This window comes from Allgaiera indica (assembly GCF_900106675.1).
In the GTDB taxonomy this organism is placed as follows: domain Bacteria; phylum Pseudomonadota; class Alphaproteobacteria; order Rhodobacterales; family Rhodobacteraceae; genus Acidimangrovimonas; species Acidimangrovimonas indica.
This window is the reverse complement of sequence record NZ_FNOB01000015.1, coordinates 21,367-33,480: the sequence shown is the minus strand read 5'-3', so window position 1 is coordinate 33,480 and position 12,114 is coordinate 21,367. Positions and strand designations below refer to the sequence as shown.

The following is a 12,114-nucleotide window of genomic DNA, read 5'->3' as shown; positions in this document are numbered from 1 at the left end:
CGGAGCCCTGCTCAGGCGTCTTCCAGGATGAAACCGGCGGCCTTTTCGGCAATCATCAGCGTCGGGGAATTGGTGTTGCCCGAGGTGATCCGCGGCATCACCCCGGCATCGGCCACCCGCAGTCCGCGCACCCCGCGCACCCGCAGCCGGCTGTCGACCACCGCCATCGGATCGTCGGCGCGCCCCATCTTGGTGGTGCCCACCGGATGGAAAATGGTCGAGGCGATATCCCCCGCCAGCCGCGCCAGTTCCTCCTCGGTCTGGTATTGGGCGCCGGGCTTCCATTCGACCGGCCGGTATTTCGCCATCGCCGGCCGCGACATGATCTTGCGCACATGGCGCAGGCTTTGGGCGGCAACCAGGCGGTCCTCATCCGTGGACAGATAGTTCGGCGCGATCTTCGGCGCATCGGCGGGGCTGGCCGAGCGGATCTCGACCATCCCGCGCGAGGTCGGGTTCAGGTTGCACACGCTGGCGGTGATCGCGGGGAAGGTATGCAGCGGCTCGCCGAAGGCATCGAGGCTGAGCGGCTGCACATGATATTGCAGATTGGCATGAGGCCGCGACGGATCCGAACGGGTGAAGGCGCCCAACTGGCTGGGGGCCATGCTCATCGGGCCGGACCGGCGCAGCGCATATTCAAGCCCGAACATCGCCCGGCCGGTCAGCGTGGCGGCCAGCTTGTTCAGCGTGCGCGTGCCCTCGACCTTGAAGATCGTGCGGATCTGCAGATGGTCTTGCAGGTTGCGCCCCACGCCGGGCAGATCGGCGCGCGGGGCGATGCCGTTGGCCTTCAGCACGTCGGCCGGGCCGATGCCCGAAAGCTGCAGGATCTGCGGCGAGCCGATCGCACCCGCCGACAGCACAACCTCGCGCCGCACCGCCACGCCCACCTCGCCGCGCCCCGCCACGCGGACCCGCGCCCCGGTGCAGCGCAGCCCGCCGTCGGCGTCTTCCTCCAGCGTCAATCGCTGGACATGGGCCTCGGTCCAGACCGCCAGGTTCGGGCGCTTCCTGGCCGGGCGCAGGAAGGCCTTCGAGGCGTTCCAGCGCCAGCCCGAGCGCTGGTTGACGTCGAAATAGCCCACGCCCTCATTGTCGCCGGTGTTGAAATCGTCGGTGCGCGGAACGCCGGCCTGCTCGGCCGCCTCGGCGAAACTGTCAAGCACGTCCCAGCGCAGGCGCTGCTTTTCCACGCGCCATTCGCCGCCATGGCCATGCAGGTCGGAAAACCGCAGGTTGCGGCGCGAGGCCGGATCCTCGCCGCCATCCAGCCGGTAATGATCCTCATGCGCCTTGAAGGCGGGCAGCACGTTGTCCCAGGCCCAGCCGGGATCGCCCGTCTCCTTGGCCCAGCCGTCGTAGTCGCGCGCCTGACCGCGCATGTAGATCATGCCGTTGATCGACGAACATCCCCCCAACGCCTTGCCGCGCGGATAGCGCAGACTGCGGCCGTTCAGCCCGGTCTCGGCCTCGGTGTTGTAAAGCCAATCGGTGCGGGGATTGCCGATGCAGTAAAGGTAACCCACGGGAATGTGGATCCAGGGGTAATTGTCGCGCTTGCCGGCCTCCAGCAACAGCACCCGGACGCGCGGATCGCGGCTGAGGCGGTTGGCCAGCAGGCAGCCCGCCGTCCCCGCGCCAATCACGATATAGTCGAAGGTTTCGGCCTGGTCGCTCATCACTCTCTCCCCACTCTCCGCGCGCGGCAGCGGCGCGCCTCGGCTTGCGGTTTACCCCAGGTCGGGCCGGCCGCCCAATAAAACCATAGGGTAGGATTATTACGCAGAATAATGATGCGGCGCCCCGCCCGATGGGGGCCTCGGGGTCCCGCGCGCCGCGCGTTGCCGCAATAGCACCTGCCCCCGAGGGGCTTCCGATCACGCGCCGTATTGGCTATCTCGGAAGGGTCGCATCAGGAGAGAGCCGCATGACCCCCCGCAAACTTGCCGCCGGAAACTGGAAGATGAACGGGCTGGGCGAAAGCCTGGCCGAGATCGACGCCCTGACCCTGGCCTATCCCGCACCGGCCTGCGAGGTGCTGATCTGCCCGCCCGCCACGCTGCTGTCGCGTATGGCCGACCGGCTGGCCGATCACCCGATCGCGGTGGGAGGCCAGGATTGCCACCCCGCCGCCTCGGGCGCACATACCGGCGATATCTCTGCGGCGATGCTGCAGGACGCGGGCGCCGATTATGTGATCCTGGGCCATTCCGAGCGCCGCGCCGACCATGCCGAGACCGACGCGATCGTCCATGCCAAGACCGAAGCCGCCCTGGCCGCGGGCCTTGGCGCCGTGGTCTGCGTGGGCGAGACCGAAGCCCAGCGCGACGCGGGCCAGACGCTTGAGGTGATCGGCACCCAGCTTGCCGGTTCGTTGCCCGAAGGGATGCGCGCCGAAACCCTGGTGGTGGCCTATGAACCCGTCTGGGCGATCGGCACCGGCCGCACGCCGTCGCTGGCCGAAATCGCCGAGGTGCACGATTTCATGCGCTCCACCCTCATCAGCCGCTTCGGCAAGGCGGGTGAGGCGATGCGTCTGCTGTACGGCGGCTCGGTCAAGCCCGGCAACGCGGCCGAGATCTTCGCGGTCTCGAATGTCGACGGCGCGCTGGTCGGCGGCGCCTCTTTGAAAGCCACGGATTTCGGCGCGATCATCGCCGCGCTGGAAAACGCCTGACCTTCCCGCCGGTCTTCATCTTGGCCCAAATACTCCCGCCGGAGGCGTCTTTCAGCCGCCGGCGGGTCCCTTGCCCAAATGTTTGCGCAGCCGTGAGGGCGTGGTGTATCTCTTGTTCTTGAACGGGTTCTTGTCACCCTGGCCGCGCAGCGTCAGCCGGATCGGCGTGCCCGGCATGTCAAAGCTCTCGCGCAACCCGTTCACCAGATAGCGCTTATAGCTTTCCGGCATCTCCTGCGGGTGCGAACACATCACCACGAAGCCCGGCGGGCGCGTCTTCACCTGGGTCGCATAGCGCAGCTTGATCCGGCGGCCGCCCGGCGCGGGCGGCGGATGGGCCTCGGTCATCGCGCCCAGCCACTGGTTCAGCTTGGCCGTCGGCACACGCCGGTTCCAGACCTCATGCGCCTTCAGGACCGCCTCGTGCAGCCGGTCGAGCCCGCGGCCGGTGCGCGCCGAGACGGTAATCAGCGGCGCGCCACGCAGCTGCGGCAGGAGACGGTCGAACATCTCCTTCAGCTCCTTCAGCTTGCCCTGCTTGTCGTCCTCCAGATCCCATTTGTTCACCGCCACGACGACGGCGCGGCCCTCGGCCTCGGCATAATCCGCGATCCGCAGGTCCTGGCTTTCAAACGGGATCTCCACGTCCAGAAGCACCACGACCACCTCTGCGAAACGCACCGCGCGCAACCCGTCCGAGACGGAAAGCTTTTCCACCTTGTCGGTGATCTTGGCACGCTTGCGCATCCCCGCCGTGTCGAAGATCCGGATCGGCGTGCCCTGCCAGTCGGCCCCGACCGAGATCGCGTCACGGGTGATGCCCGCCTCGGGGCCGGTCAGCAGCCGGTCCTCGCCGAGGATCTTGTTGATCAAGGTGGACTTGCCCGCATTGGGCCGGCCGATCACCGCGATCTGCAGCGGGCGCGCGCGCGTGGGGCGCAGGCGCGCCCCTTCCTCGGCGTCGTCGCTTTCGTCCTCGGCCACATCCACATCGGTTTCCGGCGCGTCGGCCTCGGCCCGTTCGGCAAAGCGGTCGGCCAGCGGCTGCAGCGCGCGGTAAAGATCATCCATGCCCTCGCCATGCTCGGCCGACAGGCGCAGCGGTTCGCCCAGACCCAGGGCATAGGCCTCCAGCACGCCCTCTTCGCCGGCGCGGCCCTCGGCCTTGTTGACGCCCAGGATCACCTGCTTGCCCTGGCGGCGCAGGATCTCGGCAAAGCCCTGATCCGCCGCCGTCACCCCCGCGCGCCCGTCGATCAGAAACAGCGAGATATCCGCCATCTCGACCGCGCGTTCGGTCAGGCGCCGCATCCGGCCCTGCAGGCTGTCGTCGGTCGCCTCCTCTAGCCCGGCGGTGTCGATCACGGTAAAGCGCAGATCGCCCAGCTTCGCGTCGCCTTCGCGCAGGTCGCGGGTGACGCCCGGCTGGTCGTCGACCAGCGCCAGGCGCTTGCCGACGAGGCGGTTGAATAGCGTGGATTTGCCCACGTTGGGGCGCCCCACGATGGCAAGGGTAAAGGACATCAGCCCGCTCCGATCCGGTCGAAGCCGTCCGCCTACACCGGAACGCGCCTAGCGGAAAGCCCGAAGTTTGCCGTCTTCGGTGACGATATACAGCGTGCGGTTCGCGACCACCGCGTTCGTCGTGGCCCCGTCGCCGATCGGCCGGGTGGCGATCAGCTTGCCCGAAGCCGGGTCGAAGATCATGAAATTGCCATCCGATGAAGGCACGATCAGCCGGTTCCCGGCCAAGAGCGGACCGAAGTTGACATAGATGTCGCGGCGCCGCTTGTCCTTGCGGTAGGGCTTGTAATAGGGCAGTTGCGCTTTCCACACCACGGCGCCCGTGGCCGCGTTCATCCGCACCAGCTTCATCTCGTCCGATATGAAGTAAAGCTGCCCGCCCGCCGGCCAGACCGGGCCCAGCATGCCCTCGGGCGAGGTCCATTTCGCCTGCCCCGAAGCCAGATCGTAGGCGCCGACGCGGCCGGTGGCGTTGCCGACATAGATCGTCCGGCCGTCGATCACCGGATCCCCCGCGATATCCGAGATCTGGGCATAGACATGGCCCAGCCGGCGACCGGCGATATTGGTTGTCCACGCGATGGTGCCGCCGCTGGCCAGGGCGCCGATCATTTCGTCGCTGGAGAACGGGAAGACCACGGTATCGCCCGCCACCGCCGGCGCCGGGCCGCCCGTGAGGCTGGCGATCGAGGGCGTGCCCTGCACCATCCAGCGCACCTTGCCATCGGCGGTGTTGATCGCCCAGGCCGCAGCATCGCGCGAGATGACATAGACGGTGTTGCCCCGCACGGTGGGCGCGCCGGTGGCCGGGGCATCGAATTTCTGCCGCCACAGGATGCGCCCCGAGGCCGGATCCATTGCCACCAGCTCGCCAAAGGCCGAGGTCACGAAAAGCTTGCCGTCGCCGTAAGCCAGCCCGCCGCCCGAAACCAGGCCCGCACGCGCACCCGGCGGGGTGATGTCGGTCGACCAGGCGGTCTTGCCCGCCGTGGTGGTGGCGGTCACGGTCGCCTCGGCGTCAAGCGTGAAGATGCGTCCGCCCGCGACCACCGGATCCGAGGTGATCTTGTGGCGCTTGTCGTCGCCGCGCCCGATCGAGACCGACCACAGCGGCGTCAGCGATGTGTCCAGCGCCGGCTGGGCGATCAGATGGGCGGGGCTGCCGTTGCGCTCGGTCCATTGGGCATTCACCCGCGGCGCGGGCAGGCTTACCGGCACGTTGTGGGGCGCATAATCGCCCGGCGGCGGGCCGGCCTCGCCCGCGCCGACGATGCTGCGCGGATCCAGGCGTTCGCCCTTCAGCGGGATCTTCTTGGGCGCGCAGGATGCCAGAAGGGCCGCGCAAGCCAGACAGAAAATGGCGTGGTTCAGCTTCAAGGCCCAGCTCCTCAAGATTCGGTCCGTTCGGGGGGGATGCCGGCCAGCACCGTCAACCCGCCGCCTTGGGCGAACCGCCCAGGGCCACAATCATCTGCGTGGCGCGCTGACGCAAGCCCGGCGTGACGCCCGCATCCTGCGCGATCTTGGTGAATTGCTCGATCGCGTCCTTGGTCTTGCCCGCCTTCACCGCAAGCAATGCCAATTGTTCCAGCGCCAGCGGCCGGTAGGGCCGGCCCGGCTGGCTGAGCGCGGCCAGCACCTGATCGCGCCGATCGGCGCTCATCGTGTCGCCGGCCAGGGTGACCGACTTCAGCAGCGCCAGATCGCGGAAGGCCGGCGGCAGGCTCTTGTCGCCCGACACCGCGTCAAGCCGCGCCAGCGCGGCCTTGGTGTCGCCGGCCTTCTCGGCCTCGGCCGCGGCCAGAAGATCGGCCACCGCGGCCTGGGCGCCCTGCGCCTTGATCGCGGCCAGCGCCTTGTAGACGGCCTCGGGCTTGTCCTTGGACTGGGCCGCCAGCACCGCATCGCCGAAGGCCTGAGCCCCCGCCTTGTGCTGCGCCGCGCGATATTCCTTCCAGGCCGCGCCGCCGACCAGCAGCACCACGGCGAGGATCGCGATCCAGCCATATTTCCGGAACGCCGCGAAGAGCTTGTCGCGGCGAACTTCCTCGGTGACTTCGTCGATGAAACTGTCGACTTCGCTCAACGTGCGGCCTCCTGCCTTTGGCCCCGTCTTACACGCAAGCCCGCGCCCTTGCCAAGCCCCGCGCCGGGGCGCAACGGGCTCTCTTGTCGCCTGCCCCGGCGAGAGACCTCCCGCAGCCCCGCGCTGCGCGGAAACCGGCCTTGCGCGGCGCAACCCTGGCGAGAGACGCCCCGGCGGCCAAACAGGGCCCGCCGCCGGCAAAAGCGGCCTGGCACGCGGCCACGCGACGAGGGCTATATTCTTGCCGCGAAATACGGCGGGCGCGCAAGTATCAGCCCAATATTGCGGCACGTCCGCGCGTCACGCGACTTCGCGTCCCCGTGATCGACGATTTTGTGTAGAGCGCAACACCGCGCCCGCCCAAGCTTCACCTGACCGGTGCCCGAGCAGACGGGGCGCGCGGTCGTCAACAGGGCGGCGCGATGGCGGTGTGTTCGGACACGCGACCACCACCGCGCCGGGTGCAACAGGGTTGCCGGTCAAGACGACGCTCTCCTCCGCTGCGGGGAAAGCCTTGATCCCGCATGGCCGGGCCGAAGAGGGACAGAAACCATGACGAACATGAACCGCCGCCAGATGCTGCTGACGGGCGCCGCGATGGCCGTGCCGCTGGCCGCGCCAACCATTCTGCGCGCTGCAGACACGGACACGATCAAGCTGGGCATCCTGCATTCGCTGTCGGGGACGATGGCGATTTCCGAGACCACGCTGAAGGACACCATGCTGATGCTGATCGCCGAGCAGAACGCCAAGGGCGGCGTGCTGGGCAAGAAGATCGAACCGGTCGTGGTGGATCCGGCCTCGAACTGGCCGCTGTTCGCCGAAAAGGCGCGCGAATTGCTGACCGTCGACAAGGTGGCGGCGATCTTCGGCTGCTGGACCTCGGTCAGCCGCAAGTCGGTGCTGCCGGTGGTCGAGGAGTTGAACGGCCTGCTTTACTATCCGGTGCAATATGAGGGGCAGGAAAGCTCGAAGAACGTGTTCTACACCGGCGCCGCGCCGAACCAGCAGGCGATCCCGGCGGTTGATTATTTCCTCAATGAGCTGGGCGTGCAGAAATTCGCGCTGCTGGGCACCGATTACGTCTATCCGCGCACCACCAACAAGATCCTCGAGGCCTATCTGCAGCAAAAGGGAATCAAGAAGGAAGACATCTTCATCAACTACACCCCCTTCGGTCAGTCGGACTGGTCGAAGATCGTCGCCGACGTCAAGGCGCTGACCGCCGACGGCAAGCAGGTGGGCGTGATCTCGACCATCAACGGCGATGCCAACATCGGCTTCTACAAGGAGCTGGCGGCAAGCGGCATCACCGCCGATGACATCCCCGTGGTGGCCTTCTCGGTCGGGGAAGAGGAGCTTTCGGGGCTGGGCAAGGGGGATCTTCAGAACCTGGTGGGCCAGTTGGCCGCCTGGAACTATTTCGAAAGCGTCGACACGCCCGAAAACGAGGCCTTCATCAAGGCCTGGCACAAGTTCACCGGCGACCCGAAGCGCGTGACCAACGACCCGATGGAGGCCCATTACATCGGCTTCAACATGTGGGTGCAGGCCGCCGAGCAGGCGAAATCGGTGGCCAGCGACGCGATCCAGGAGGCGATGATCGGTCAGAAATTCCCCAACCTGACCGGCACCACCGCCGAGATGCTGACCAACCACCACCTGACCAAGCCGGTGCTGATCGGCGAGATCCGCGCCGATGGCCAGTTCGACGTGGTCAAGAAGACCGCCCCCGTGCCGGGCGATGCCTGGTCGGATTACCTGCCCGAGTCGAAATACCTGGTCTCGGACTGGAAGGGAAAACACTGCGGCATGTTCAACACGCAGACCAACACCTGCGTCCAGATCAAGTCGAACTACTGATCCGGAAGGGGGCGGGCCCGGCGGGCCGCCCCCGTTCCAGGGGGGATTCATGATCCGCATACTTCTTGCCGCGGCGCTGGCGCTTGCGCTGGCCCCAGGCCTGGCGCGCGCCGACAGCCTGGGCGACATCCTGAACGCCAACAAGGCGCTGGTCGAACATGCCTCGCGCCTGACGATCGGGCCGGTGATCGACAAGCTGGCGGCCTCGGGCGATCCCCGCACCGAGGCGCTGCTGAAGGCCTGGGGAGACAAGAAACTGGGGCTGCGCAAGTCCGACGGTACCTTCGTGCTGCTGACGCGCAAGGGCGGGGATTACGCGCTGACGCTGCCGGACGGTTCCGGCGACGGTACGGCGAAGCGTAGTGATATCAACATCTTGCGCCCCAATGCTGGGGTACGGCGGCTGATCGACGGGGCGCTGGTGGAATTCCAGCTGTCCAGCCCCGACCTGAAGACCCGGACCGAGGCGCTGTCGATCATCGACCGCCACCCCGAGGCCGGGCAACTGAAACCGCTGGAGGCCTCGCTGAAGGCCGAGACCGACCCCGCGCTTCGGGCCCGCAAGGAACGCCTGCTTCGGCTGCTGACCATCCGCTTCGGCGAGAGCACGCCAAAGCGCATCGCCGCGATCGACAGTTTCGGCGCCGACACGGGCCTTGATCTGCGCGGCACGCTGAACCCGCTTCTCGACAGTCACCGCGTCATCACCAAAGCGGGCGAAAGACCCCAAGGCAATGTCGAGCGCCAGCTGATCCCGGGCAAGACCATCACCCCCGAGGCCGCCTATGACCTGCTGGTGGCGCGCGGCGACGCGCCCGCACGGTTGACGCCCCTGGCCCGGCGCCAGGCGCTGGAGGCGCATATCGAGGGCGGCAAGGTCGGCGGTGTGCCGGTGGCGCAGATGTCCGATCCCGAGGCCCGCGACCGCGCCTATGCGGCGCTGGAAAAGGCGGGAAAGGTGCCGGGGGCCGCCACCCGGCATGAGGTCGCGGCGGCGGTGGCGGGCCATGCCTATTGGCGGGTCTATCAAGAGGCCGACCCGGCGATGACCACGGCCGCCAAGGCGGCGCTGGCCAAGATCGCGGTGAAGGTCGATGCGATGCAGGGCCTCGATCTGCTGATTGAGGCGCTGTCGCTGGCCTCGATCTACTTCCTTGCGGCAATCGGGCTGGCGCTGACCTTCGGGGTGATGGGCGTGATCAACATGGCGCATGGCGAATTCATCATGATGGGCGCCTATACCGGCTATGTCGTGCAGCAGATCGTGCCCGATTACACGCTCTCGCTGCTGATCGCCCTGCCCCTGGCCTTCGCCGTCACCTTCGCCGCCGGCGTCGCGATGGAGCGGCTGGTGGTGCGCCATCTCTACAAGCGTCCGCTGGAGACGTTGCTGGCGACTTTCGGCGTCTCGATCGCGCTGCAGCAGATCGCCAAGAACATCTTCGGCACCCAGGCGCGGCCGCTGACCTCTCCGGGTTGGCTGGATGGCGCCTGGGTGCTGAACGACGTGGTGTCGATCAGCTACATCCGGATCGCGATCTTCGTGCTGGGCGTGGTGTTCCTGGGCCTGTTCCTGTGGGTGATGAAGCGCACAAGGCTGGGGCTGGAATTGCGCGCGGTGACGCAGAACCCCGCAATGGCGGCCTCGATGGGGATCAACCCCGACCGGATCAACATGCTGGCCTTCGGCCTTGGATCGGGGATCGCAGGGATCGCGGGGGTGGCGCTGGGGCTTTACGCCAAGGTCACCTCGGAACTCGGGCAGGATTACATCGTGCAAAGTTTCATGACGGTGGTGGTGGGCGGCGTCGGCAACATCTGGGGAACGCTGGCAGGGGCCGCGCTGATCGGCACGCTGCAAAAGGGGATCGAGTGGCTGAACCCGTCGAACACCCTGGCCGCGCAGACATACATGATCCTGTTCATCATCCTGTTTATTCAGGTCCGGCCGCGCGGGATCATCGCGCTCAAGGGCCGTGCGGCGGGGGATTGAGCCATGACGTTTGTGAAGAAGAACCCCTCGGTGCTGTGGTTTCTGGTGATCCTTGCGGTCTTCACCCTGGCGGTGACGCTGATGTCGCCGGGGACCGGGACGGGGGTGATCTCGACCTCTTTCGTCAAGACGCTGGGCAAGACGCTGTGCCTTGCGATGGTGGCCTTGGCGATGGATCTGGTCTGGGGCTACACGGGCATCCTGTCGCTCGGGCACATGGCGTTCTTCGCGGTCGGCGGCTACATGATCGGCATGTGGCTGATGTATGCCCGCACGGAGGAGATCGTCTTCGCCGCGCTGGCGAAAAGCCCGATCCCCCCTACCCCGGCCGAGCTTCACGACGGCATCGCCAGCCAGATCTTCGGGGTGGTCGGATCGTCGAAGATGCCCGCGATCTGGGCCTTCGCGGGATCCCTGCCCGCGCAGCTGGCGCTGGTGGTGCTGGTGCCGGCGGCGCTGGCGCTGGCGTTCGGCTGGCTGGCGTTCCGCAGCCGCGTCGCGGGCGTCTATCTGTCGATCCTGACCCAGGCGATGACACTGGCGCTGGCGCTGTGGCTGTTTCAGAACGACAGCGGCCTGCGCGGCAACAACGGCCTGTCGGGGCTGCAGAACATCCCCGGCCTGAACCATGTGCCGCAGGAATGGCTGTCGATCTGGTTCTTCTGGGCCTCGGCCGCCGCGCTGGCACTGGCCTATGTGCTGCTTGCCTGGGTCGTGTCGGGCAAGTTCGGATCCGTGATCCGGGCGATCCGCGACGACGAGCAAAGGGTAAGGTTCCTTGGCTATCCCGTTGAAGGGTACAAGCTTTTCGTCTTTGCACTGACGGCGGTGATCGCCGGGATCGGCGGCGCGCTTTACTATCCGCAGGCAGGCATCATCAACCCCGCGGAACTGGCCCCGATCGCGTCGATCTATCTGGCCGTCTGGGTGGCGATCGGCGGGCGCGGGCGGCTGTACGGCGCGGTGATGGGGGCAGTGTTCGTCTCGCTTCTGTCGTCGTGGTTCACCGGCGGGCGGGCGCCCGATGTGCCGCTGGGCTTTGCCACGATCCACTGGGTCGATTGGTGGCAGGTGCTTCTGGGGCTGGCCTTCGTGCTGGTCACCCTGTTCGCGCCGCAGGGGCTGGGCGGGCTGGTGGACCTGATCACCGGACGCCGCGCGCCGCCGCGCCATGGCGCGCCGCTGGGGCCGGACACCGGATCGCTGCAGGAAAGGGAGGCCGAGGAATGAGTTCCCTGCTGGAGGTTTCCGGCGTCTGCGTCACCTTCGACGGCTTTCGCGCGATCAACAACCTGTCGTTCCAGATCGGCCCGGCGGAACTGCGCGCCGTGATCGGGCCGAACGGCGCCGGCAAGACCACCTTCATGGATATCGTCACCGGCAAGACCCGCCCCGACGCGGGCCGCGTGCTGTTTGGCGAGAAATCGATCTCGCTCCTGCGCCGATCCGAGGCCGAGATCGCCCGCATCGGCGTCGGCCGCAAGTTCCAGCGCCCCACGGTGTTCGAGGACCAATCCGTCGCCGACAACCTGATGACGGCGCTGAAGGCGGCGCGGGGCCCGTGGAAGGTGTTGTTCTGGCGCCCCGGCCCCGCCGATCACGCCCGGGTGCTGGAACTGGCCGATCAGGTGGGCCTGGCCGCGCATCTGGCGCGCAAATCGGGAGAGTTGAGCCACGGCCAGAAGCAATGGCTGGAGATAGGCATGCTGCTGGCGCAAGAGCCGCGGCTTCTGCTGGTCGACGAACCGGCGGCAGGCATGACCCTGGCCGAGCGCGAACAGACCACCGCGATGCTGGTCGATCTGGCGAAGACCCGTGCCGTGGTGGTGGTGGAACACGACATGGAGTTCGTCCGGCGACTGAACTGCAAGGTCACGGTGCTGCATGAGGGGTCGGTGCTGGCCGAGGGCTCGATCGACCATGTCACCGCCGATCCGCAGGTCGTCGAGGTTTATCTGGGGCGCTGAT

9 protein-coding genes are annotated in these 12,114 nt (G+C 67.2%); 5 read left to right on the top strand and 4 right to left on the bottom strand.

From position 1 onward, the window contains the following. Positions 1-11: 11 nt before the first annotated feature. On the bottom strand, positions 12-1,682 hold the full coding sequence (locus BLV97_RS13905) for a GMC family oxidoreductase (protein WP_035837467.1): 1,671 nt from the start codon (positions 1,680-1,682) through the stop codon (positions 12-14). Between the two features lie 248 nt (positions 1,683-1,930). On the opposite strand from BLV97_RS13905, the gene tpiA reads away from it, so the two are divergent. Continuing rightward, positions 1,931-2,680: a triose-phosphate isomerase gene (tpiA, locus tag BLV97_RS13900; protein ID WP_035837466.1), complete on the top strand. Its 750-nt coding sequence runs from the start codon at positions 1,931-1,933 to the stop codon at positions 2,678-2,680. 51 nt (positions 2,681-2,731) lie between these two features. Here the strand turns inward: tpiA and der are convergent, their stop codons facing one another. From der to BLV97_RS13885, 3 genes are read right to left on the bottom strand one after another with little or no spacing between them, the layout of a single operon-like run. Further along, entirely contained in the window at positions 2,732-4,204 is a 1,473-nt protein-coding gene (der, locus tag BLV97_RS13895) for a ribosome biogenesis GTPase Der (RefSeq protein ID WP_035837464.1), read from the bottom strand. 48 nt (positions 4,205-4,252) lie between these two features. Beyond that, positions 4,253-5,581 carry a PQQ-binding-like beta-propeller repeat protein gene (locus tag BLV97_RS13890; protein ID WP_051645787.1) on the bottom strand — a complete coding sequence of 443 codons (1,329 nt, stop codon included), beginning with the start codon at positions 5,579-5,581 and terminating at the stop codon, positions 4,253-4,255. 52 nt (positions 5,582-5,633) lie between these two features. After that, a complete protein-coding gene (locus BLV97_RS13885) occupies positions 5,634-6,290 on the bottom strand; it encodes a tetratricopeptide repeat protein (protein ID WP_035837462.1) in 657 nt (218 codons plus the stop codon). A gap of 597 nt (positions 6,291-6,887) precedes the next feature. Between BLV97_RS13885 and urtA the strand changes: the two genes are divergently transcribed. The 4 genes from urtA to urtD are packed head-to-tail and all read left to right on the top strand — an operon-like array spanning position 6,888 to position 12,113. Continuing rightward, a complete protein-coding gene (gene urtA, locus BLV97_RS13880; RefSeq protein WP_244521032.1) occupies positions 6,888-8,153 on the top strand; it encodes an urea ABC transporter substrate-binding protein in 1,266 nt (421 codons plus the stop codon). Between the two features lie 49 nt (positions 8,154-8,202). Continuing rightward, positions 8,203-10,146 (top strand): urea ABC transporter permease subunit UrtB, encoded by a 1,944-nt coding sequence (gene urtB, locus BLV97_RS13875; RefSeq protein ID WP_092164109.1) that lies wholly within the window; start codon positions 8,203-8,205, stop codon positions 10,144-10,146. 3 nt (positions 10,147-10,149) lie between these two features. After that, on the top strand, positions 10,150-11,376 hold the full coding sequence (gene urtC / locus BLV97_RS13870; RefSeq protein ID WP_035837442.1) for an urea ABC transporter permease subunit UrtC: 1,227 nt from the start codon (positions 10,150-10,152) through the stop codon (positions 11,374-11,376). Then, the gene (urtD, locus tag BLV97_RS13865) at positions 11,373-12,113 is read left to right on the top strand and encodes an urea ABC transporter ATP-binding protein UrtD (RefSeq protein ID WP_035837440.1); all 741 of its coding nucleotides are present in this window, start codon (positions 11,373-11,375) and stop codon (positions 12,111-12,113) included. The genes urtC and urtD overlap by 4 nt, the downstream gene beginning before the upstream one ends. Position 12,114: the final 1 nt, after the last annotated feature.

Coding starts and splice junctions, on each gene's coding strand:
- urtC (WP_035837442.1), top strand. CDS start 10,150: ATGACGTTTGTGAAGAAGAACCCCTCGGTGCTGTGGTTTCTGGTGATC.
- urtA (WP_244521032.1), top strand. CDS start 6,888: ATGGCCGTGCCGCTGGCCGCGCCAACCATTCTGCGCGCTGCAGACACG.
- urtD (WP_035837440.1), top strand. CDS start 11,373: ATGAGTTCCCTGCTGGAGGTTTCCGGCGTCTGCGTCACCTTCGACGGC.
- der (WP_035837464.1), bottom strand. CDS start 4,204: ATGTCCTTTACCCTTGCCATCGTGGGGCGCCCCAACGTGGGCAAATCC.
- urtB (WP_092164109.1), top strand. CDS start 8,203: ATGATCCGCATACTTCTTGCCGCGGCGCTGGCGCTTGCGCTGGCCCCA.
- BLV97_RS13905 (WP_035837467.1), bottom strand. CDS start 1,682: ATGAGCGACCAGGCCGAAACCTTCGACTATATCGTGATTGGCGCGGGG.
- tpiA (WP_035837466.1), top strand. CDS start 1,931: ATGACCCCCCGCAAACTTGCCGCCGGAAACTGGAAGATGAACGGGCTG.